At 74.2% G+C, this 22,141-nt stretch carries 16 protein-coding genes; 12 read left to right on the forward strand and 4 right to left on the reverse strand.

Annotated elements, in window-relative coordinates; all coding sequences use genetic code 11:
* Window positions 1-39 precede the first annotated feature (39 nt).
* The 9 genes from ACFYX0_RS01825 to ACFYX0_RS01865 all read left to right on the forward strand — a co-directional run bounded on the left by ACFYX0_RS01825 (window position 40) and on the right by ACFYX0_RS01865 (window position 11,648).
* Entirely contained in the window at window positions 40-1,017 is a 978-nt protein-coding gene (locus ACFYX0_RS01825) for a DUF3068 domain-containing protein (protein WP_388965181.1), read from the forward strand.
* Between the two features lie 337 nt (window positions 1,018-1,354).
* On the forward strand, window positions 1,355-2,542 hold the full coding sequence (locus ACFYX0_RS01830) for a glycosyltransferase family 4 protein (RefSeq protein ID WP_388965184.1): 1,188 nt from the start codon (window positions 1,355-1,357) through the stop codon (window positions 2,540-2,542).
* 131 nt (window positions 2,543-2,673) lie between these two features.
* Complete coding sequence (locus tag ACFYX0_RS01835; RefSeq protein WP_388965335.1) at window positions 2,674-3,384, forward strand: class I SAM-dependent methyltransferase; 711 nt, start codon at window positions 2,674-2,676, stop codon at window positions 3,382-3,384.
* The gene (locus ACFYX0_RS01840; protein WP_388965187.1) at window positions 3,381-7,670 is read left to right on the forward strand and encodes an alpha-(1->3)-arabinofuranosyltransferase family protein; all 4,290 of its coding nucleotides are present in this window, start codon (window positions 3,381-3,383) and stop codon (window positions 7,668-7,670) included. The genes ACFYX0_RS01835 and ACFYX0_RS01840 overlap by 4 nt, the downstream gene beginning before the upstream one ends.
* The gene (locus ACFYX0_RS01845) at window positions 7,667-8,968 is read left to right on the forward strand and encodes a condensation protein (RefSeq protein WP_388965190.1); all 1,302 of its coding nucleotides are present in this window, start codon (window positions 7,667-7,669) and stop codon (window positions 8,966-8,968) included. Before ACFYX0_RS01840 ends, ACFYX0_RS01845 begins: the two co-directional genes overlap by 4 nt.
* Entirely contained in the window at window positions 8,965-9,699 is a 735-nt protein-coding gene (locus ACFYX0_RS01850; RefSeq protein WP_355907320.1) for a class I SAM-dependent methyltransferase, read from the forward strand. The genes ACFYX0_RS01845 and ACFYX0_RS01850 overlap by 4 nt, the downstream gene beginning before the upstream one ends.
* 16 nt (window positions 9,700-9,715) lie before the next feature.
* Window positions 9,716-10,627, forward strand: a complete 912-nt coding sequence (locus ACFYX0_RS01855) for a hypothetical protein (protein ID WP_388965338.1) — start codon at window positions 9,716-9,718, stop codon at window positions 10,625-10,627.
* Window positions 10,624-10,842, forward strand: a complete 219-nt coding sequence (locus ACFYX0_RS01860; RefSeq protein WP_355907317.1) for a Trm112 family protein — start codon at window positions 10,624-10,626, stop codon at window positions 10,840-10,842. The genes ACFYX0_RS01855 and ACFYX0_RS01860 overlap by 4 nt, the downstream gene beginning before the upstream one ends.
* Window positions 10,839-11,648 (forward strand): FkbM family methyltransferase, encoded by an 810-nt coding sequence (locus ACFYX0_RS01865; protein ID WP_388965193.1) that lies wholly within the window; start codon window positions 10,839-10,841, stop codon window positions 11,646-11,648. Before ACFYX0_RS01860 ends, ACFYX0_RS01865 begins: the two co-directional genes overlap by 4 nt.
* Here ACFYX0_RS01865 and ACFYX0_RS01870 read toward each other — a convergent pair.
* The 3 genes from ACFYX0_RS01870 to ACFYX0_RS01880 form a co-directional block, all read right to left on the reverse strand.
* Window positions 11,605-11,979 (reverse strand): hypothetical protein, encoded by a 375-nt coding sequence (locus tag ACFYX0_RS01870; protein ID WP_388965196.1) that lies wholly within the window; start codon window positions 11,977-11,979, stop codon window positions 11,605-11,607. The two genes, ACFYX0_RS01865 and ACFYX0_RS01870, sit on opposite strands and share 44 nt — an antisense overlap.
* Before the next feature lie 75 nt (window positions 11,980-12,054).
* Complete coding sequence (locus ACFYX0_RS01875) at window positions 12,055-12,432, reverse strand: hypothetical protein (protein WP_388965199.1); 378 nt, start codon at window positions 12,430-12,432, stop codon at window positions 12,055-12,057.
* A gap of 11 nt (window positions 12,433-12,443) precedes the next feature.
* Window positions 12,444-16,523 carry a polymorphic toxin-type HINT domain-containing protein gene (locus ACFYX0_RS01880; protein ID WP_388965202.1) on the reverse strand — a complete coding sequence of 1,360 codons (4,080 nt, stop codon included), beginning with the start codon at window positions 16,521-16,523 and terminating at the stop codon, window positions 12,444-12,446.
* 968 nt (window positions 16,524-17,491) lie between these two features.
* On the opposite strand from ACFYX0_RS01880, the gene ACFYX0_RS01885 reads away from it, so the two are divergent.
* Complete coding sequence (locus ACFYX0_RS01885) at window positions 17,492-18,076, forward strand: hypothetical protein (protein WP_355919617.1); 585 nt, start codon at window positions 17,492-17,494, stop codon at window positions 18,074-18,076.
* On the opposite strand, the gene ACFYX0_RS01890 is transcribed toward ACFYX0_RS01885, so the two are convergent.
* Window positions 18,073-18,966 (reverse strand): RimK family alpha-L-glutamate ligase, encoded by an 894-nt coding sequence (locus ACFYX0_RS01890; RefSeq protein ID WP_388965205.1) that lies wholly within the window; start codon window positions 18,964-18,966, stop codon window positions 18,073-18,075. The genes ACFYX0_RS01885 and ACFYX0_RS01890 overlap by 4 nt on opposite strands.
* A gap of 187 nt (window positions 18,967-19,153) precedes the next feature.
* Here ACFYX0_RS01890 and ACFYX0_RS01895 point away from each other — a divergent pair, with 187 nt between their 5' ends.
* Complete coding sequence (locus tag ACFYX0_RS01895; RefSeq protein ID WP_388965208.1) at window positions 19,154-20,668, forward strand: acyl-CoA synthetase; 1,515 nt, start codon at window positions 19,154-19,156, stop codon at window positions 20,666-20,668.
* On the forward strand, window positions 20,661-22,022 hold the full coding sequence (locus tag ACFYX0_RS01900) for a carboxyl transferase domain-containing protein (protein WP_388965211.1): 1,362 nt from the start codon (window positions 20,661-20,663) through the stop codon (window positions 22,020-22,022). The genes ACFYX0_RS01895 and ACFYX0_RS01900 overlap by 8 nt, the downstream gene beginning before the upstream one ends.
* The last annotated feature ends 119 nt before the right edge of the window (window positions 22,023-22,141 follow it).

Consider the following 22,141-nt stretch of genomic DNA (forward strand, 5'->3'; position numbering starts at 1 on the left):
CGCGTGAGTCGAGCCGTCTGACTCCCCTGGAGTGCCCGGATGCGCCGTAGAGTCCGACCTGTCTCCCTGGCCCTGCTGGGCCTCGGCACCTTCCTGCTGGTGCTGGCCCCGCTGCTCGCGTGGTACGTGCTGCCGCGGGCCGCCGTCAATCCGATCGACATCGACACGACCGCCGTCTACGTCGGCACGGGCGGCGTCTTCGACGCCGACCAGGTGCGGACCGTCCCGGGTCAGCGGATCACCGTGACCCAGCGGGTGCGCGGCGACGTCGCCGACAGCGAACGCAGCGGGGCCGCGGTGTGGGACGTGACCACCACGGTCGACACCGGCAGGACCCGGCCGGCCGCCGACCCGCACGGCGCGCTGGAGTTCATGCCCGCCCGCTGGGTCACCGACCGCAGGACCAACGAGCCGGTGCACTGCTGCCACGAGAGCCCCACCTTCGAGGGGGACGCGTATCTCAAGTTCCCCTTCGACGTGGGCCGGCACTCCTACCAGTGGTGGGACGACTCCCTGGGCTCGACCGTGACGCTGCACTACGCCGGCACCCGGAAGATCCAGGGCTACACGGGCTACCGCTTCACCGGCACGGTCGCCCCCGCCAAGGTCGGCACCCGGCTGGTGCCCGGCGTGCTGGTCGGCCGGCCCGCCGCCGGTCAGGTGCTCGCCGAGGAGTGGTACGCCAACCACGGCATCGAGCTGGTCGTCGACCAGCGCACCGGCCGGGTGATCTACGCCCAGGTCGGCCCCCGGCGTACGCTGCGCGCCCCCGGCGCGACCAAGGACGCGGTGGTCCTGCTGGACAGCCGGAAGATCGCCTTCGACACGGCCACCCAGCGGGACCAGGTCCGGCAGGCCAGGCGGGAGAGCGGCCGACTGCGGCTGCTGGGCGGACCCTTGCCGATCGGCGCCGCCGCGACGGGGTTCGTCCTGGCCGTGGCGGGCGGTGTGCTGCTGGTACGGGGGCGACGGGTTCCCGGAACATCCGGGTTGTCCGGGCCGGCGCCCACGATGTGATGAGGTGTCAGCTCCAAATGGCATCGAAATTGTCACCCCCGTGAGTAGCCCGCGACGGACTCCTGGGCCAAAACTGTCCACCCCCACCCGAGCACGACCTGCCCGACCCGCCCCCGAGGAAAGGCACGCCCCGCCCCACCCGTACCACCGGCGTCACCGCGCCACCCCCCACCACAAGCACCACCCCGCACCCCCCGCACCGGCCGACCGCGCACCCCGGCCTCGGCGCCCCCCGCACCGGGCGCCGGCCCGCAGCCGCACCGGCGGCCGGGCGGCGACCACCGTCGCTCCCTGCCCCCACGCCGAGTTCCGCACCCCGAGACGAGTTGGAGCACCCATGCCCCAGCACGTACCGTCCACGCTGCGCGCCGCCGTCCCGCGCGTCGCGCAGCACCCGGCGGCGCTCCCCCCACACCCGCGCCGCATCGTCTTCCTCGCCCGACGCGATCTCGGCAATCCGGCCGCGGGCGGTTCCGAACTGCTGGTCGACCGCCTCGCCGACGGACTCACCCGCCTCGGCCACCAGGTCACCCTGCTGTGCGGCGGGCCCGCCTCCCCCGCCGCCGACCATGTCCGGGCCGGCGGCAGTCCCCTGCGTGACTACCGGGTCGTCTCGGCGGGCGGCGACCTGGGCCACTATCTGCGCGCCCGGCCCGCCCTGCACCGCCGGATCGGCGACTGCGATCTGCTGGTCGAGGTGTGCAACGGCATGCCCTACCTCGCCGCGTTGTGGCACCACGGCCCCACCCTCTGCCTGGTCAACCATGTCCACACGGACCTGTGGCGGATGCGGTTCCAGGGCCCGCTGGCGCCCGCCGCGCGGATCGGCCGGCGGCTGGAGCACTGGGCCCTGGCGGGCGGACAGCGCGGCGGTCTGCTGGTCGCGGTCTCCCCGTCGACGGCGCACGCGCTGCAGGCGATCGGGGTCGAGCGCGAGCGGATCCGGGTCGTGCACAACGGCGTCGAGGATCCGGGGCCGCTCGTGCCCAAGGCCCCCGAGCCGCTGTTCGTGACGATGGGACGGCTCGTCGAGTACAAGCGGATCGATCTGCTGCTACGGCTGTGGGAGCGGGTCCGCCCGGTCACCGGCGGACGTCTGGTGATCGTCGGCGACGGGCCCGAGCGGGAGCGGCTGGCGCAGCTCGCCGGTCCGGGCGTCGAGTTCACGGGCCATGTCCCCGAGGCCGAGAAGCACCGGCTGCTGTGCGCCGCCTGGCTCCTGCTGCACCCCTCCGCCGTCGAGGGCTGGGGCCTGGTGGTGACGGAGGCGGCGGTGCGCGAGACCCCGGCGATCGCCTTCGACGTGCCCGGACTCAGGGACTCCGTCACGGACGGGGAGACGGGGGTGCTGGCGCGCGGGGAGTCCTCCTTCGCCGCCGCCTGGTGCGCCCTCGCGCTCAGCAACGACCGCCGCCGGCTCATGGGAAGGGCGGCCCGCGAACGCGCGGCCCGGTACCGCTGGCACCGTACGGTCCAGCGGTTCCGGGCGGTGGCGGCGGAGGCGGTGAGGAGCTGGGCGCCGTGACCGCGGCGGCCGGGCCGGCCCCGGACAGGGACCCCGGCACCCCGGACCGTCCCCCGGACAGGGACCCCGGCACCCCGGACCTCCCCACGGCCACGGGCGCGCGCCCCGGCTCCTGCCGCAAGGACCCCTCCCTGCGCCGCTCCCTCGCCCTCTTCCGCGCCTTCCGCCGGGAGCAGCGGGACCCGGACGCCTGCTACTCGCTCCTCGCCCGGGACGCCGCCGACCAGGTGGAGGCGTACGGCGGCCCGGTGCGCGAGCGCACGGTGGTGGACGTCGGCGGCGGGGGCGGCTGGTTCACCGAGGAGTTCCGGCGGCGCGGCGCGCACGCGTATCTCTTCGAGCCGGACGTGCGGGAGCTGGGCCCGCGGCCGCCCGCCGGAGCGGTGATCGCCGACGGCTATCTCCTGCCCCTCGCCGACGGGGCGGCCGACGTGGTCTTCTCCTCCAACGTCCTGGAGCACGTGGCCGATCCGGGAACCTTCCTCAGCGAGCTGGTGCGGGTGACCCGGCCCGGCGGACTGGTCTATGTGTCGTTCACCAACTGGCTCTCCCCGTGGGGCGGCCACGAATGGGCGCCCTGGCACTACCTGGGCGCCGAGCGGGCCCGGGCCCGCTACCGGCGCCGTACCGGGAGACCCGCCAAGCACACCCTCGGCGAGAACCTCTTCGCCGTGCACATCGGCCCCACCCTGCGGCAGGTGCGCGCCCGTGACGACGTCACGGTCGTCGCGGCGCGCTCCCGCTACTGGCCGTTCCTCGCGTCCGCGGTCGTGAAGGCGCCGGGGCTGCGCGAGTTCGCCACCTGGAACCTCCTCCTCATCCTCCGGCGGTGTCCCCCATGACGACCACGGTCCAGGCCCCTCCCCCGGCAGCCGTCCCCACCACCGCGGGGAGCGCGGACCCGCCGGAGGGCCCCCGCTCACGGCGCTGGCTGCTGGGGTTCTGGGCCGTGGTGTTCGTGCTGTTCCTGGCCGTGCAGCCGGGGCGGCAGACCTTCGACACCAAGCTCGGGGTCACCGTCGACCCCTGGCAGTTCCTGTCCGACCTCGGCCAGGTGTGGCACGACCGGGGCGGCTTCGGGGGCCTCCAGGACCAGTACGCCGGCTATCTGTGGCCGATGCTGCCGTACTACGCGCTGGCCAGACTGCTCCATCTGCCGGTGTGGCTCGCGGAGCGGCTGTGGATGTCGCTGATCGTGTCCGTGGCCTTCTGGGGCGCGCTGCGGCTGGCCGAGCGGCTGGGCGTGGGCACCCGCGCCTCCCGGCTGACGGGCGCGGTCGCGTACGCGCTGTGGCCGGTGTTCACCGTGGTGATCGGCTCGACGTCGGCCGCCGCGCTGCCCGGCGCCTTTCTGCCCTGGGTGCTGCTGCCGCTGACGGACGAGCGCCGCACCGCCCGGGTCGCGGCCTTCCGCTCGGCGCTGGTCGTGCCGTTCATGGGCGGGGTCAACGCCGCCTCCACCCTGGCGTCCCTGCTGCCCGCCGGTCTCTATCTGCTCTCCCGGCCGCGCGGGCCACGGCAGCGCAGGCTGATCGGCTGGTGGGTGCTCGGCGTGGTCCTGGCGACGGCGTGGTGGGTGGTCCCGCTACTGGTGCTGGGCGTCTACGGCGAGAACTTCCTCCCGTACGTGGAGAGCGCGCGGACCACGACGGACACCATGTCGGCGGTGGAGTCCCTGCGCGGCGCCGGCAACTGGGTGGCGTATCTGCACTTCGGCGAGGCGTGGCTGCCGGCCGGCTGGACCGTGGCGTCCTCGGTCCTGGTGATCGTCTGCTCGGCGCTCGCGGCGGGGCTCGGTCTCGCGGGCCTGGCCAGACGGGACATGCCGGAGCGGCGCTGGCTGGTGCTGACCGTGCTGGTGGTCGCGGTGGTCACGCTGGCCGGGTACGGCGGCGTGTTCGGCGCGCCCTTCCACGGGGCCGTACAGGGCTGGCTGGACGGCTGGCTGTCGCCGTTCCGCAACGTCTACAAGTTCCAGACGGGCACGGCGCTCGCGCTGGCGCTCGGTCTCGTCCATCTCGTGGGGGTCGCCGCCGATCCCCGTGGGGCCCGCCGGGTCCGGGGCCGCCGGTTCGCCCCGCTGATCGCGGTGGTGCTCGTCCTGCCCGGACTGGCCTGGCCGTATCTCAACGGCTCGATCCTCCAGCCCGGTTCCTTCCAGCAGCTCCCGAAGTACTGGCAGACCACGGCCGACTGGCTGAAGAAGTACTCCCCCGACTCCCGGGCCCTCGTCGTCCCGGCGACCGCGCACGGCCTGTACACCTGGGGCTCCCCCGTCGACGAGCCGCTCGACGTGCTCGCGGACTCCCGCTGGGCCGAGCGGGACTTCGTGCCCTTCGGCACCGCCGGCAACCGGCGCGCGATGGACGCGGTCGAGCAGGCCCTGATGACGGGCGGTGACATCCCCGGGCTCGCCGACTATCTGAGCCGGGCCGGCCTCTACTACGTGGTCGTCCGCAACGACCTCGACCCGGACCAGATCGGCGCCGTCCCCACCACCACCGTCAAGCGCGCCCTCGAACAGTCCGGCTACCGCCGGGTGACCGGCTTGGGGCCGGAGATGACCGGGGGGCGGATCGCGCACCACACCCCGCTGCAGATCGAGGGCCTCTATCCCCGCGCGCGGGCCGTGGAGATCTACGAGCCGGTGAACGCGGAGGTGTCGCGGCCGGGACCGGCACGGCTGCTGCCGGTCGCCGACACCGCCGTCGTCTCCGGCGGCCCGGAGGCACTGCTGCCGCTGGCCGCCGACCCGGCGATCCGGGGTCGCGCGGCCGTGCTCACCGGCGACAACACCCCGGGCCTCGGGACCTCGCCGGTGCAGGTGGTGGGCGACGGGCTGCGCCGCGCCGACACCCGCTTCGGCCTGGTCGACGCCAACACGTCGTACACCTACACCCGCGACGAGAGGAACGCCCCCGACGCCGTACAGGACCCCGGGCGGCGGCCGCACCAGATCCTGCCGGTCACGGGGCTCGGCCACCAGACGGTCGCCGAGCTGCGCGGGGCCCGCTCGGTGACCGCGTCCTCCAGCGGCAACTGGCTGTTCCAACTGCCGCAGTACGACCCGGTGAACGCCTTCGACGGCAACCCGGACACGGCCTGGGCGGAGGGCGCTCCGGGCTCGGCGGACGGGCAGTGGCTGCGGATCGCGTTCACCGGACCGGTGGACCTGCCGTCCTCGTTGAAGGTGACGCCGCTGCCGCAGGACGGGGTCCGCTCGGCGGCGACCCGGATCCGGGTGGAGACCGCGAGGGGCTCGGTGAGCAGCTATCTCCGCCCCGACGGTACGACCCAGACCGTCAAGTCCCCGGCGGGCGGGACGGGTTGGCTGCGGATCACGATCCTGGACTCGGTACGGCACCGGACCGGGCTGACGGGCGCGGGCTTCTCGGAGATCAGGATCCCCGGGGTCCAGGTGACCCGGCTCCTCAGGCTGCCGACGGACGCGGACGCGTCCGACGCGAGCGCCGAGATCGTCTCCCTGCACCGCGCCGCCGACCCCACCGGACTGTCCGCCACGGGCACGGAGGCCGGACTGCACCGGCGCTTCACGACCTCGGCGGCGGGGACGTACGAGGTGGCGGCGAGCGCGGTACCGCTCCCGGGCGATGCCCTGGACAAGCTGCTGTACCAGGTGGCGCCCGAGCAGCAGAGCCGTATCACCGCGACCGCCGACTCCACGGCGCAGCTGGGCGCCGGTCTGTCGGCCCGCAACCTCACGGACGGCGATCTGACCACGGCGTGGATCGCCGGGGACCGGCCGACGATCCATCTCTCCTGGCCCGGGAAACAGCCGGTGAGCTCGATCGTGCTGGCCGCCGCGGGCGGCCTGTCGAGCCGTCCGACGAAGGTGGAGATCAGCTCCCCGGACGGCGCGACGATCGCCGGCGTCGACGAGAACGGCTGGGCCCGCTTCGACCCGATCACCAGCGACCACCTGGACGTCACGGTCGTCGAGACGGCCCCGGTGACCCTCCACAACCCGGTCGCGGGCGACGACCTGCGTCTGCCGGTGGGCCTCACGGAGGTGTACATCCCCGCGCTGGAGCAGTACCGCACGCCCCAGCCGTCGGCCTCGCGGACGTTCTCGCTGCCGTGCGGGCAGGGTCCGGTGCTGGCGATCGACGGTGAGCTGTACGAGACGGCCGCGAAGGGGACCGTACGGGACCTGGTGGAACGGCGGCCGGTGACCCTGACGCTCTGCCGGCAGCACCGCGCCGACACCTCCGTCGATCTGCCCGCCGGCGCGCACCGGGTGGAGGCGGGCGATGCCGGGCCGCTGGCGGTGACGGATGTGACGCTGACCCGGGGGACGGTCGCCGAGCCCGAGGCCGCGAGCCGTGATCTGCGGGTCGTCGACTGGCTGGGCGACCGCCGCGAGGTACGGGTCGGCTCGGGCACGGCCTCGTATCTGACGACGTACGAGAACTACAACAAGGGCTGGGAAGCCACGCTGAACGGCATGAAGCTCACGCCGGTACGGCTGGACGGCTGGCAGCAGGGCTGGCGGATCCCGGCCGGGGCGGGCGGCACGGTCGAGCTGTCGTACGCGCCCTCGACGACGTACCGGGCCGGGCTGATCGGCGGCGGGGTCGGGGTGGCGGCGCTGGCCTTCTTCGCGCTGTGGCGACGCCGCTCACCCGACCAGGACGGGCCGTCGGCGCCGGTACCGGGTGCCGGGGTGTGGCTCGGCACGGTGGCGCTGACCCTGGCCGGCATCGTGATCGCGGGGCCGTTCGCCCTGCTGGTCCCGCTGCTGGCGCTGGTGGCCTGGCGACGGCACACCCTGCTGGTCCCGATCGCGTTCCTGGCGCTCGCGGGCGCGGGAATCGCGGCGGCGACGGGAGCGGGGGCGGCTCCGGCGGCCGGACGGGGGGCGTTCGGACCGGCCGCCCAACTCCTCGCGCTGATCGGGTTGTTCGCGGCTCTGGTGAGCGTACGGGAGCCGGACGCGCCCGGGACGACGGCGGTACTGCCGAGAGTGGGCACGGCCCCGGAGACGCCACCGGCACGGTCCCTGCCGCGACGGAGGCCGCCTGCCGCCGCACGCCTCCCGTGGCGCAGGCCGAAACCGCGGGCGACACCGCCCGGGGAACCGGACGACACCGAGGGGGACGGCGCATGACCGCGCTGGAGCACCGCGCCGAGGATCCCGTACGGCGGCCCGTCCGCATCCCGTTCCCCGTGGTGGACGAGGTGGCCCGGCACTGCCTCCAGGAGGCGGAACCGGAGACGGTCCATATCGAGGTCCATCTCCCGGGCGCCCTGGACCCCTCCCGGCTGCGCGAGGCGTTCACCCGGGCGCTGCACCTCCACCCCCGCATCCTGATGCGCGAGGCCCCCGTCCCCTGGTACGGCCGCCGCTACACCTGGGAGCTGACCGGGAACCCGGAGATCGAGGCGATCACCTTCGCCCCGTCCGGCCCGGACGCGCTGCGGGAGGCGAGGGCGCGGGCCCTGGCGCAGGCACCGCCGCTGACCCTGTCCCCGCCGATCCGCCTGGAGGTGGTGCCCGGCACCGGTGAGGACGACGGCACGGTCCTCGTCCTCACCGTCAACCACACCGCCCTGGACGGCCCGGCCTGTCTGCGGATCCTCGCGACGGCCGCCGAACTCTACGGAGGCCGCGACCACTCCCCCACGGCCCCGCCCGTACGCCCGCCCGAGACCCTCCCCCGGCCCCCGGACACCCCCTCGACCTGGGCCCCGCCCGCGCGGGTGGCGCCCGGCAGCCCCGGAGCCGCCCCCGGCAACGGCCTCCTCGTCACCGAACTCCCGCTGCCCCGCCGCCCGAAGGGCGCCCCCTACACCGTCAACGACCAGCTGATGGTGGCCACCGCCCTCACCGTCGCCCGCTGGAACCGGGAGCACGGCGCCCGGCCCCGCCCCATGCGCATCACCATGCCCGTCGACGACCGCCCCCGGGACGCCGGCATGCCCATCGGCAACGGCACCCGCCTCGTCGAGGTCCCCTTCTCACCCGGCGAGCTGACCGGCGCCGGCCTGCCCGCCCTCGTACGCCGCACCGCACGGCGGACCCGCGCGCTCAAGTCCCTCCCCCGCCCCCAACTCGGCCACGGCGCCGCCCTGCTCACGGCCCCCGTGGTGCCCGTCGCCTGGCGGGGAGCCGTCACCCGTGCGCTGCGCCGGGCCGCCACCCCCTGGACCTCGACCACCCTGCTCAGCAACATCGGCCGTGTCCCGTACCCGATGGACTTCGGCGAGGGGGCGGGCCGCGCGCACGCCGTGTGGTTCTCGGCCCCGGCCCGGATGCCCCGCGGTCTGACGTTCACCACCGCCTCCACCGCCGGCCGGCTGCATCTGGCCCTGCGCTGGTCCCGCGCCCTGCTCGGCGAGGACGACGGCGCGCGGCTGCGCGACCTCTTCGAGCACTGTCTGCACGCCACCGAGGAGGCCCCATGACCACGACCGCCCCCCTCCGCCGCGGACTGCGCGACTTCTACGAGGACCCGGCCGTGCCCGTCGCCTCCGGCACCGCCCGCAGTCTGCGTCAGGCCCGGATGCTGGCCGCCGCCCTCGGTCCGGCCGCGAACGGCGCGCGCACCGTCCTGGACATCGGGTGCGGCGACGGCACCGCGGCCGCCACCGCCGCACCTCTCCTCGCCGGCCATCGGATCGTCGGCGTCGACTGGTCCCAGGACGCGCTCGGCCGGGCGCGCACCCGGCTGCCGTACACGGTGCGCGGCGAACTCACCGACGGCGGGCTGCCGTTCCGTACCGGCGCGGCCGACGCGGTCCTGTTCAGCGAGGTCGTCGAGCATCTCGTCGACCCGGACTCGGCGCTCGACGAGATCCGCCGCGTGCTGCGCCCCGGCGGCCATCTCATGCTCTCTACCCCGAACCTCGCCGCCTGGTACAACCGCGCCCTGCTGCTCGCGGGCGTCCAGCCCGTCTTCTCGGAGGTCAGCCTGCGCGCGATCCACGGCCGCCCCGGCCGGGAGGTCGTGGGGCATCTGCGGCTCGCCACCGCCCGCGCCCTGCGGGAGTTCGTCGCGGCGGCCGGGTTCGAGATCGTGGCCCTGAAGGGCGCGCCCTTCCACGGCGTGCCGCGTCCGCTGCGCCCGCTGGACCGCCTGGCCTGCGCGGTGCCGTCGGCGGCCTCCATCCTGCTGCTGCACGCGCGAAGGACCTGAGGCCATGTGGTGGGGAGTGGCCGCGGCCCTGCTGGCGAACCTGCTCTACAGCTCCGGGTTCGTCCTGGAGAAGAAGGCCCTCGCCGCGCTGCCCGCGGTGGACTTCCGCCACCCGGCCCGGCTGCTGCGCCTGGTCCTGGGCAGCCCGCTGTGGATCGGGGGGTCGCTGGCGCTGGCCGCCGGTTTCGGCGCGCAGCTCGCCGTCTACCGCACCCTGCCGATCGCCGCAGCCCAGGGGATCTTCGTCTCCGGTCTGGTGCTGCTGGTGCTGCTGTCGGCGCGGCTGCTCGGCGAGGAGACCACCGGGCGGGAGCGGTACGCGCTCGGCGCCATCCTGCTCGCGCTGCTGATGGTGGTGCTGTCGCTGCGGGAGGGCTCCGACAAGGTGAGCCGCAGCGCCCCGTATCCGCTGGTCCTCACGATCTGCGTGCCTACGCTGGTGCTCGGCGTGTGGCTGTACGGGGCCGCCGAGCGGCGCGCCCGCCACCGGCACCGGATGCCCACGACGGGTGTCGAGTACGGCGTGGCGGTGGGCCTGCTGTACGGGGTCAGCTCGCTCGCCATCAAGGGGGTGGCCGGATATCTGACCACGAGCGGGCTCGGCGACGCCGTGCTCGGCCTGGTGCGCTCCCCGTACCCGTATCTGCTCCTGTGCACCGGCGGTTTCGGTCTGGTCATGTCGCAGGCGGCGCTGCAACGCTGCCGGGCCTCGCTGATCGTCCCGGTGTGCACCACGGTGACCTCTCTGTTCACGGCGGTGCTCGGCACCCTGTCGTTCGGTGAGGCGCTGCCCCATGAGCCGCTGCGGCTCGCCCTGCGTCTCGGGGGCACGGCCCTCGCGGTCGCGGTCCTGCTGGCGATGCCGAGGCACGACACCGCACCGCCGCCCCGACACCCCCTGCCCGCCAAGGAGTTGACTCGCCCGTGAACGCCGACGACCCGCTGCTGAGGATTCTGGCCTGCCCGCTGGACAAGGGCCCGCTGCATCTGCTCCCGGCCGACGACACCCCCGAGGCCCTCTACAACCCGCGGCTGCGCCGCCGTTACCCGATCGTCGACGGGATTCCGCAGCTGCTGCCCACCTCCGGTGAGCAGGTGAGCGAGGACGAGCACGAGCGGCTGCTGAAACGGCTGACCCGATGACGACGGCCGCCGCCCGCGTCGCCCGGTGTCTGCCCACCCGTCTGGTCGCGGCGACCGCCCGGCTGCTGTACCCGCGGTTCGAACCGGAGCTGGCCCGCCTCGCCGAGCTGTGCCCGCCCGGCTGCGGCACGGCGGTGGACGTCGGCGGCTGGTACGGCCCGTGGACGCACCGCATGGCGCGCCGGGCCCGCCGGGTGGTGACCGTCGAACCGGTTCCGCATCTGGCCCGGCTGCTGTCCGCCACGGCACCGGCGAACGTACGGGTCGTCCCGGCGGCGGCCTCCGACCGCCGGGGCACCGCGCGGCTGTGGCTGCCGCCCGGCGACGCGGGCGACCGGGGCGTGTCCTCCCTGGTCCGCCGGGACATCCACGCCCGGTCCCTTCAGGTGCCCTGCGTGCCCCTGGACGAGCTGGGGCTGCGCGACGTCGGCTTCATCAAGGTCGACGTGGACGGCAACGAGCCGGCGGTGCTGCGCGGGGCCCGGGAGATCCTGACACGTGACCGGCCCGCCCTCTTCATCGAACTGGAGGCCCGGATCCAGCCGATCGCGCCGGTCGTCGCCTTCCTCGCGGATCTCGGCTACGCGGGCTGGGTCCTGCCCGCCCGCTCCTGGCTGCCGCTCGACCCGCGGCTCCTCCAGGCGCACCAGGCGAGGACGTCGTACGTCGTCTCCCACGGCCTGCTGCGCCGCGTCCTGCCCCTGCGCGGCCCGCGCTACGTCAACTCGGCCCTGTTCCTGCCGGACGGGCGCCGGCCGGGGGTCACGGGGTTCCGGGGATGGGGCCGAAGTGGGAGGGGTCTCTGAAATCGCCCTCGTCCTCGTGCCGTTGAAGAGGCCCACCGACGATGAATCCGCGCATCCGGTCCTCGCCGATGACGTGGAGGTGCACGGGTTGGGACGTGACCGGAATGCCGTAGACGGATTCCACTTCCCGCACTTCCTCGGGAGTGCCCGCGCGGATGACGATGCCGCGGTAGAGCGGCTCCAGCAGGACCCCGCGGACGCCCTCGACGTAGAGGTCGATGCGCCGCTGGTCCGTTTGGTCCCGCGTGGCCCGCAGCAGCAGCCGGTCGCGGTGAGCTGCTGTGTAGTGCCACACCTGAAAAATGCGTTCCGACCGGAAAAGCTGGGCCATCTCTCCGTGCCTTCGGTGTCGTTCACGGCGTCCCGGCCCGGCGCGATGCCGGGCCGGGACGTACAGCGGATCTCTCTAAGCCGTCTCCGGCATGGGGAGGAAGCCGGACGGGGCGTCGTCGTCCGCGCCGGGGTGCTCATGGCACTCCAGCGGCCCGCCAACGACGAAACCCGTCATGCGGTCCTCCCCGATGACATGGAGCCGCCCTCCCTGTCGGAAGACCTCCGGGCCCAGGATCGAGGTGATGTGGCGCACCTCCTCCGACGTCCCCTCACGGATCACGATCCCGTCATACGAGGGGCGCAGGAACATCCCGTTCACACCGCCCACATGGAGGTCGATGCGGGTGTCGGACTCCGTCCGGCGGGAACTGCGCAGCAGGAGCCGGGCGTGGTGGGCGACGGTGTACTGCCACACCGTGAAGGCCCGTTCGGAACGGAAGATCTCGGCCATTTCCCTGTCCGCTACTTCTTCTTCTCCGGAGGCTTCGGCGGATCGAGTTTGACCTCCTTGCCGTCCTCGTCGAGGAAGTGCACATTCTTCCACTCGAGGTCACCGACCCGGTAGTGGTACTCGATCTGTGCCATTTCCCAGTCCGTGGCCGAGCGGTCCATCGTTCGGCCCCTTGCCACGGACGTGTCGAATTTCTCCTGCCAGGTCCCTTCGGTGGGACTGAAGCCCTTCAGGTTCACCCAGACCTGCTTGTTGCTCCGGAGGGCGTCCTTCACCCCGCTCATCCACTTGGTGAAGGGCGTACCGTCCGGGAGTTTGCCGATTTCCTCCTCAAGGCTCTTGTCCATGAGGTTGTAGCCCTTTTGCTGCGTGGTCGCGTCGTCGATGTACTTTTTCAGACCCAGCACCAGCGGCTTGCACTCGGAGTTGTGGACCAGCAGCGGGGTCTTCCCGGCCAGCACGTAGAACGTGTGCAGCCCCTCGACCGTGAGGCTGTAGGTGACGGCCTGCCGGTCGAAGGCGTGGTTGGCGACGACGGTCGCCGTCGCCCCGCTGTCCGTGCGCAGACTGTCCCCCGGCAGCAGATCCTCGGCGGGCACCCAGGCGCGGAGATTGACGCTCCAGAAGGGGTGGTCGTAGGTGGCCGTGATCGGACTACGGCCGCCGGTCGGCCCCCGGACGGTCACCGCGGCGAAGTGCTTGTCGTCCTTGGTGACGATCTGCCGGGTGACGTGCCGCGCCCCGGTCTCGCCGGTGAGCGGGTCCGTGGCCCTGACCAGGTCGCCGGCCCGGAGCTTCTCGATCGGCTTCTGGCTGCCGTCCGCCATGAGGACACGGGTGCCGGCCAGGAAGCACTCCCCGCAGCCGCGCTGGAGCCTCATCAGCGTCTTGTAGGCGATGCCGATCATGCGGAACTTGGACGAGACCGCCATGTCCCGGCCGAGTTGCCAGCACGCCTCCAGGTCGCCCTTCTGGGCGCAGTTCTCCAGCTGGGTCAGACCGGTGATGTCGTTGATGAACCCGTTGGCGGCCTTCGCCAGCGCTTCCAGCTCGGGGGCCCTGGACAGCACGTCGCAGTAGGCCTCGTGGTGCTGGCACCAGCGACCGGGGTTCTCGGCGGCCTCGCAGCCGACGATGCCGCACCGGTACAGCGCGGCGGCCCGCTGGCCCGGGTCCTTCTCCGCGGCCTCCTTCTTGGCCACGGCCTCCCGCCGGCGCTGCTCCTCCTCCTCGCGGTACTTCTTGACCGCGGTGGTGAACGCCTCGGCCGCCGCCTGCATGGCATCGGCCGCGCTCTTGCCGGCCCGGTCCGCCGAGGCCTTCGCCTCGGCCGCCGCCGTCCACGCGGAACTCGCGGAGTTCTGGGCCATCTCCGCCGACATGGTGGCGTCGCCGGCCGAGACCGCCGCGTCGTGCGCCGACTGGTCGGCCCGGTCGGCCGCGGCACGTGCGGTCCTCGCCGAATCCGCCGCCTGCCGCGCCGAGGCCTCGGCGTCCTTGGCGTGCTGGTCGGCCTCCTTGGCGTAGTCGGCCGCCTGGCTCTCGGACTGCCGGGCCTTCGTCGCCCACTTGTCCGCCTCGGTGGCCGCCTTGCGAGCCTTGGCCGCCGTGACCTGGGCCTTCGCCGCGTTCTGCTGGGCCTTGGCCGCGACCTCGGCCGCCTGCGCCACCAGCTGCTGCACCTGCTGCTGGTGCGTGAGGGACAGCATGTCCTTGCGCTGGGCGGTGTACTGGCCGGACTCGACGAACTGGCGGAGCAGATAGGAGGGGCCCTCCAGCGCGATACGCGCCGCGGACTTCACCTCCGGGGTGCCGGTGTCGGCGAGCTGGGCGGCCTTCACCCGGTCGTCCTCGACCTGGGCCTTGGCGAGGGTGTCGGTCAGGAACGTCCGGTAGGAGTCGGTGGTCCCGGCGTCCAGCGCCTTGCGGGCCCGCTCCTTGACGATGGGGCCCCCGGCGTCGGCGGCCTGCGCGATCGCCACCCGGAACGCCTCGCTGCCCACCTGGTACTGGCCCTCGTGCAGGAACGCGCCCACGGTGGCGGCGTCGCCCTTGAGCGCCTGCTCGGCGCCGTCGCGCACCTCCTTGACCGCGCTCTCCTCGGCCAGCCGCTCGACGTCCGTCCGGTCGTCCTGCTGCTGGGCGTCGGTGCGGCCGGTGCGCACGTAGGCGACGACGCCCGCGGTGTCCGCGCCGAGCGCGGTCTGGGCGGCGGCGCGTATCCAGGGCTTGCCGTCCTTGGCGTCGGCCAGGGCGAGTTGCCGGCCGAGCCGGGCGATCTCCTCGTCGCTGGTTCCGCCCTGTGCCTTCTGGGCGAGGTCGTCCGCGGTGCGACGGCGCTGGTCGGCGTCGTCGGCCTCCTGCTTGCGCTGCGCCTCCTGGGCGTCCTCCTGGGCCTTGAGATCGCGGGCGTTCTCGATGCCGGCGTTGGTCCGGGTGAGCAGCTCCGCGCTCTCCACCTGGCGGGCGAGCGTGTACACGGTCTGCGCCTGCTGGGCGGCCTTGGAGGCGGCGTTCGCCGCTTCGGTGGCCGCGTTGGCGTGCTCGGTGGAGCGCTGGGCCGCGGAGTTCGCCTCACCTGCGTGCTTGGCGGCGTCGTTCGCCGCGTCCGCCGCCTTCTTGGCGTGCGCGGCGGCCGACCGGGCGGCGTCGCGGGCGTCGGCGGCTGCCGTGGCCGCCTTGCGGGCGAGCGACTCGGCCTCGCCGGCGGCCCGGTTGGCCTCCGCGGCCTGCCGGCGCGCCTGGGCGGCGGCGGCCCGGGCGTTCGCCGCGGCGGCGCTGCTCTCCCCGGCGTACTGGCCGGCGAGGACGGCGGCGTCGGCAGCCGCGGCGGCGTTTGACCCCGCGCCGGCCGCGGAGGCGGCGGCGTCACCGGCGGCCGTGGCGGCCTTGACGGCCTGGTCCGCGGCGTCGGCTGCCTTGGTGGCGCCCTCGGCCGCCGCGTTCGCCTGCTGGGCGGCCTTCTTGGCCGCGTCCGCCTGCTTCGCGTCGGTCGCGGCCGCCGCGGCGGCGTTGCGCGCGTTCGAGGCGGCGTTGGCGGCACCGACGGCGGCGGCTGCCGCCTGGGCCGCGGCGGACGACGCCACGCGGGCCGACCTGGTGGCGGCGTCGGCCGCGGCGATGGCCCGCTGGGCGGCCTTCGCGGCTCCGGCGGCGGCACTGGCCGCCCGGTTCGCGGCGCGTGCGGCGTCCTCCGAGTCCTGCTTGGTGGCCTGCGCCTCCTGCGCGGCCTTCTGCGCGGCCTCCTTGGCCTGTTTGGAGGCCTCGATCGCCTCCTTGGAGGCGGCTTCGGCGGCCTTGGTCTCCTTGGCGGCGACCTTGCCCGCCCGCTCCGCCTGGTCCGCCAGCTCCCCGACGCTCGCGTACTCCTCGTCCTGGCTGCGGGCCACGAACTGGCCCACGTCCAGGAACTCGCGGATGTCGTCGGCCGAGCCGTTCAGCGCGAGCCGTCCGGCGGCCTTCACCTGCGTTCCGCCGGCGGCCACGATCTGGGCCGCCAGAACCCGGTCGTCCTGTTCCTGGGCCTCGCGCTGTCCCGAGGTCAGGAACTTGTCGATGTCCTCGGAGGTGCCGTTGAGGGCCGCCCGGCCGCGCGACTGCACCTCGGGGCCGCCCGCGTCGATCGCCCGGGCGACGAGGACCCGCTCGTCCTGCTGGAAGGCGTTCTGCCAACCCGCCTTCAGGAACTGGGCAAGACCGGGCTCCGGGCCGTCGAGGGCCTGGCGCACCGCGTCGAGGGTGTTCTCCCCGCCCAGGTCGCCGATCTGCGCCGCCTCGACCCGGTAGTCCTGCGTCTGCAGGTCCCCGTAGGTCGTGAGGAAGCCGGCGACGTCGTCGTCGCTGCCGGTGAGGGCCTGCTCGGCCGCGGCCTTGACCTCGGTGCCGCCGGTGGCCCAGATGTCCACCACCTGCTGCCGGGCGGTCAGGTGGTACGGCTCCACCGTGCCGTCCGGCGTGTCGCCCGAAATGCCGTCGGCGACGGCCGGGTACGCGCTCAGCAGACCGGCCAGGACCGCCGTCGCCGCCGCCCACGAGACGCCTCTGAGGATGCCTCTTCGTCTTCGCGCGGGCGGGCGCTGACTCCGTTTCATGGAACTCCTTGCTCAGCGGAGAAGGGGTGGGTGCATTCCGGCACTCAACGGGGCCGGAGGAAAGGGGAGTTCTGCCGGACCGTCCGAACGCGCGGGACAGGTGGCAGCACCCGTCGTCGCGGGGGCCGGCTAGCGGGATCGCCGGCGCGGGGCCGCGTCGAACGGGTCTGGGGGTCGGGAGATCGGAGACAGGGCGCCCGGAAGTCCGGGCAGGGAGGGCGAGGTGAGTGCGCGAGACGGGTGCGACAGGCGGGAGGAAGCCGGAGGCGAACGGCCCTCGCCGCACCGGCGCACGAGAACGCGAGGTCGCATCCGCCCGTCCGGCCGTCCTCAGCCGGTCACACGCGGTGGGTCACCTGAGCGAAAGGGGCGTCACCCGCGCGGCCTGAGCCGGGACACGCGCGACCGCGCCGCCCCGGGCCCGTCGGCCATCTCGGCGGACGGGGTGTCACCGTGCCGTGCGAGCAGCCCAGCGGCCGTGGTCACGGCAGCGGCAAGCCTCTTCATCTGCGTCCCTCTCCCCCTCGGCGCATCTGTCGCAGGGGGTGCTCCGGGACCGCGACGAGAGTCGGCACCACGGGCTGCACTGGTCAGTGAGCAGCCCGAAAGCGTGCCGTGAGCGGTCGGCCGTGCGCGGCGCACACGTGCGCCAAGAGCTCCGAACACGAGGCGAGCCGGGCGCTCGTTCCGTTCGAAGCTCTGAACCCCCTACCACTCCCCCTGCCGTCGAGAGAAGCGACCGCAGGAGGCGTGCGCAGCGAAAATTGCTCGCCGCACACGGTAGACGGTTGACCGTCGCTTTACTAGATCATGACAATGTGGCCGATCTCATGGGCCTCAGGAGCAACCTGTGAGCCACTGCCCCCATCCCGCCGCCCCCTGCCCCTCCTGCCCGCGGTGACCGTCGACGGGCAGTACGGTGGGGCCCGTAGACCCTCCACCGAGACCCAAGGCTGTCGGCGGCGCTCGTGAACCGGATCCCCCAACCCCCCTTCGGCCCGCGGGACTTCCAGCTCGTCCTGTTGCGCCGTATGGCCGACCACAACCCGGACCTGGTGGAGGACGCCCGCCGGACGCTGGGCGTGTCCATCGCCGACATGCGCGAGGCCAACCGGCGCTGGCAGGCGATGGTCCGCTCGCCGCGCGCCCGTTCGACCGGCGCCCTCATCCGCTCGGTCCTCGGCGAACCCGAGTCCAAGGCCCCCCGCCGGATCGGTGACCTGGACTGCGAGGCTCGGCTGTGGCCCGTCCCGCTCTGGCCCGATCTGCGCTTCGAGGTGCTGGCCGGCCCGGGCGGGCAGGTCTGGAACGAGTGGCTGATCCGGGCCCCCGGCGCACCGGCGCCGAAGCTGGAGACGATCGACGACCTGACCCCCTGGTCCTGCACGGTCGACGAGGCGGCCCGCGCCTTCGCCCCGGCCCGCCCCCTGGAGGGCACGGCCCCCACCCGCTGGGGCCTCGCCTTCACCGCCCCGGACGCGAACGGCGTACGGCGGGAGGTGGTCGCCGAGTTCACCTGGGGGCTGTTGCAGCGGGTGGCCGTCGGCGACTAGCGCACGCTCCTGTCCACCGCGGCCAGGACGGCGTCCACCACCCTCGGCACGGACCCCGGGTGCAGGGAGAGGAACAGATTGGGCTCGACCAGTTCCAGCTCCATCACACACGGCTGACCGTCCGCGCCGTCCACCAGGTCGACACGGGCGTAGAGCAGTTCCGGAGCGCCCGGTACGGCGGCCAGGGCGCGCTCGGCGACGGCGCGTTCGGCCGGGGTCGGGGTCCAGGGCTCGAGGCCGGGGTGCGCCACCTTCCGCTCGTCGTACGCAGTGCCGGGCGTGAGAACGGCCCCTTTGCGGCTGGCGTGCAGCAGCCGCCCGCCGAAGAACTGCAGCGCCCGCTCGCCGGCCACGTCTATGCCCCGCACATAGGGCTGCACCATCGCCGTGAACCCCTCGGCGTGCATCCGTGCGAGCTGCCGTACGGCGGTGTCGTGCTCCTCGGGCGTGTACCGGGCGGCGAACCGGGCGCCCGCGCCCGAGGTGGGCTTGACGACGTACTCGTCGTCGGGCAGCTCGACGGGGTCGCCCGGGGCCACGTACCGGGTGGGAACGACCGGGACGCCCGCGGCGGCCAGCTCCCCGAGATAGCGCTTGTCGGTGTTCCAGCGCACGACGGGCGCCGGGTTCGCCAGCCGCGTGAGCTTCCCGCACCGTTCGGCCCAGGCGGTGAACTCGGCGGCCCGCCAGCTGTAGTCCCAGGTGGAACGGATCACGGCCAGGTCGTACGCCGCCCAGTCGACGTCCGGGTCGTCCCAGTACACGGCGTCGGCACCCGCTCCGGCCGCCGTCAACTCCCGTACGAGCACGGGAAGATCACCGTCGGTCGTCACCTCGGGACCGGGCCGGCAGGTGACGAGCGCGACGCGCGCGGTGGCGGTACGAAACACGTCAGGACTCCTGTTCGCGGGACGACATGTGCGCGCAGGCTAACAACGCCCCGGGAGACCGCGGCACCCGTGTTGACCTTCACCTGAGGTCTCCGTCACTGGGGAGGCGGGTTTTCGCTCACCCTGGTGTAGGAACGGATTCGATGTCCGCACCACGTCCTGTCCGCTTCGACGCGAGGAGTCCCGCGTGCCCTCCCTCTTTCCGGCCCTGACCGACCCCCGGGCGGCGCGGCGGCCCGCGCTGCGGTTCGGGGAGCGGGCCCTGACCCATGCCGAGCTGGCCGCGGCGGCGGGCGCGCTCGCCGGGCGACTGGGCGGGGCGGTACCCCCTGGGGCGGAGCCGACCGGAACGGAGTCGACCGCTCCGGTGGCGGCGGCCCAAGCGGCCCAAAGGGTGGCCCTGTGGGCCGCGCCCTCGCTGGAGACCGCCGTCGCGGTGGTGGCCGCGCTGACCGCCGGAGTGCCCGTCGTCCCGCTCAACCCGAAGTCCGGGGAGCGCGAGCTCGGCCACATCCTGGCGGACAGCGCGCCGTCGCTCGTCCTGGCCGCTCCCGGCGACGAACTGCCCGAACCCGTACGGGCGTTGGAGCGCGTGGACGTCGACGTACGCGGCACGGGAACGTACGCACCCGCCGAGGTCGACGACGAGAGTCCCGCCCTCGTCGTCTACACCTCCGGGACCACCGGCCCGCCCAAGGGCGCCCTCATCCCCCGCAGGGCCGTGGCCTCGACCCTCGACGCGCTCGCGGACGCCTGGCAGTGGACCGAGGACGACGTCCTGGTGCACGGGCTCCCGCTGTTCCATGTGCACGGGCTGGTGCTCGGCGTCCTGGGCCCCCTGCGGCGCGGCGGCTCCGTACGGCACCTGGGGCGCTTCGACACCGAAGGCGTGGCCCGCGAACTGGGCGCCGGGGCGACCATGCTGTTCGGGGTGCCGACGATGTACCACCGGATCGCGGAGGCGCTGCCCGGCGACCCCGAGCTGGCCAAGGCGCTCGCCGGGGCCCGGCTGCTGGTCTCCGGGTCCGCCGCGCTGCCGGTGCACGACCACGAGCGGATCGCCACCGCGACCGGGCGCCGGGTCATCGAGCGGTACGGCATGACGGAGACCCTGATGAACACCAGCGTCCGCGCGGACGGGGAGCCGCGCGCGGGAACGGTGGGCGTGCCGCTGCCGGGCGTGGACCTGCGGCTCGTCGAGGAGGACGGCACCCCGATCCCGGCGTACGACGGGGAGACCGTCGGCGAGATCCAGGTGCGCGGCCCGAACCTGTTCACCGGGTACCTCAACCGGCCCGACGCGACCGCCGCCGCCTTCACCGCCGACGGCTGGTTCCGCACCGGGGACATGGCGGTGCGCGAGCCCGACGGCTATGTGCGCATCGTGGGCCGCAAGGCCACCGACCTGATCAAGAGCGGGGGGTACAAGATCGGGGCGGGCGAGATCGAGAACGCGCTCCTGGAGCACCCGGGGGTGCGGGAGGCCGCCGTCACCGGCGAACCCGACGACGATCTGGGCGAGCGGATCGTCGCCTGGGTGGTGCCGGCCGACCCCGCCGACCTGCCCGGCGCCGACGAACTGGCCGACCATGTGGCGCGCCGGCTCGCCCCGCACAAGCGGCCCCGCACGGTCCGCTACCTCGACGCCCTGCCCCGCAACGACATGGGGAAGATCATGAAGCGGGCACTGGGCGATGCCTGAACGCCTGTCCGCGCGGGAGGCGCTCGCCCTCGTCACCGACGACTTCACCCGGCTGCCGGGCCCGGCGGCCGGGGAGTCCGGCCCGAACGGACCGCTCGCCTGGACGGGCTACGACGCCTCGCGCGCCCGCGCCACGGCGCGCACCGGCGAGGAGGAGTCCGTGGTGGTCGGGCGCGGGACCGTCGGCTCCACCCCGGCCGTGCTGATCGCGTTCGAGTTCGGCTTTCTGGGCGGCTCGCTCGGCGAGCGCACCGGGGACCGGCTGGAGGCGGCGCACACCTACGCCCGTACGCACCGGCTGCCGGTGCTCTCGCTGGTCGCGACGGGCGGCAGCCGGATGCAGGAGGGCATGCTCGCACTGACCCAGCTCCAGCGCGTGGCCCGGCAGTCGGCGCTCACCCGTGCCGCCGGGCTCGCGCAACTCGCGGTCCTGCGGGACCCGACGACCGGCGGCGGCTGGGCCACCCTGGGCGCGGGCGCCGACGTGGTGCTGGCCCTGCCCGGCGCCCAGGTGGGCTTCGCGGGCTCCCGGGTGCGCCCGCCGGACGCGGACCCGGCGGCGTACACGGCGGAGGCGCAGGTGGCGGCGGGCACGGTCGACGCGGTCGTACCGCCCGGGGAACTGCGGGCGGCGGTGGCCCTGTGGCTGGGACTGCTGACGGCGCCCTCGGCCGAACCCGCCCCGGTGCCCCGGGCGCTGGGCGCGGCCGGCCTCCCGGCGACCGGCTGGGACGCCGTACGGCGGGCCCGGGATCCGGAGCGGCCCCGCGCGCGGGCGTATCTGGACGCGTACTTCACCCGCCGCGCGGAGCTCGGCGGCGACCGCGGCGGCGGCCGGGACCCGGACGGCATGCTGTGCGGCTTCGGCAGCCACGACGGCCGTACGATCGCGTACGCCGCCCAGACCGGTACCGCCACCCGCCCCGCCGGATACCGTTCGGCCACCCGGCTGATCCGGCTGGCCGACGCCCTGTCCGTGCCCGTGCTGACGCTGGTGGACACGCCGGGCGCCGCCAACGACGCGGAGGCCGAGCGGCAGGGGGTGGGCGCCGCCATCGCGGACCTGTTCACCGCCGTGGCGACGGCCCGTACACCGCTGACCACCCTGGTGATCGGGGAGGGCGGCTCGGGCGGGGCGCTGGCCCTGGCCGCACCGGACAACACCTGGGCCACCCCGGACAGCTACTTCTCGGTCATCGCGCCGGAGCTCGCCGCCGCGATACTCAAGCGCCCGGCGGACCAGGTGCGGGCGACGGCGGACCAGCTGCGCGTACGCCCCCAGGATCTGGTAGCCCTCGGAGTGGTACGGGGAATCGCGGGCGAGAGGACCGTCTCACCCCCGCCGCACGGATGAACCGGCACGGCACCGCCGAGGACCGGCAGGGGGCTCCGACACGGACCCCGCACACCCTCCCCAGGACACAACGCGCCCGGACACACCCGATCGGGTGAACCCGCCTGGCCCTCTTCAAG

The sequence above is a fragment of the Streptomyces sp. NPDC002573 genome (assembly GCF_042889625.1).
GTDB classification, from domain to species: domain Bacteria; phylum Actinomycetota; class Actinomycetes; order Streptomycetales; family Streptomycetaceae; genus Streptomyces; species Streptomyces gibsoniae.

Bases quoted from the DNA above. Each gene is read 5' to 3' on its own strand.
- ACFYX0_RS01825 (WP_388965181.1), top strand. From the start codon at position 40: ATGCGCCGTAGAGTCCGACCTGTCTCCCTGGCCCTGCTGGGCCTCGGC.
- ACFYX0_RS01830 (WP_388965184.1), top strand. From the start codon at position 1,355: ATGCCCCAGCACGTACCGTCCACGCTGCGCGCCGCCGTCCCGCGCGTC.
- ACFYX0_RS01840 (WP_388965187.1), top strand. From the start codon at position 3,381: ATGACGACCACGGTCCAGGCCCCTCCCCCGGCAGCCGTCCCCACCACC.
- ACFYX0_RS01845 (WP_388965190.1), top strand. From the start codon at position 7,667: ATGACCGCGCTGGAGCACCGCGCCGAGGATCCCGTACGGCGGCCCGTC.
- ACFYX0_RS01850 (WP_355907320.1), top strand. From the start codon at position 8,965: ATGACCACGACCGCCCCCCTCCGCCGCGGACTGCGCGACTTCTACGAG.
- ACFYX0_RS01865 (WP_388965193.1), top strand. From the start codon at position 10,839: ATGACGACGGCCGCCGCCCGCGTCGCCCGGTGTCTGCCCACCCGTCTG.
- ACFYX0_RS01870 (WP_388965196.1), bottom strand. From the start codon at position 11,979: ATGGCCCAGCTTTTCCGGTCGGAACGCATTTTTCAGGTGTGGCACTAC.
- ACFYX0_RS01875 (WP_388965199.1), bottom strand. From the start codon at position 12,432: ATGGCCGAGATCTTCCGTTCCGAACGGGCCTTCACGGTGTGGCAGTAC.
- ACFYX0_RS01880 (WP_388965202.1), bottom strand. From the start codon at position 16,523: ATGAAACGGAGTCAGCGCCCGCCCGCGCGAAGACGAAGAGGCATCCTC.
- ACFYX0_RS01900 (WP_388965211.1), top strand. From the start codon at position 20,661: ATGCCTGAACGCCTGTCCGCGCGGGAGGCGCTCGCCCTCGTCACCGAC.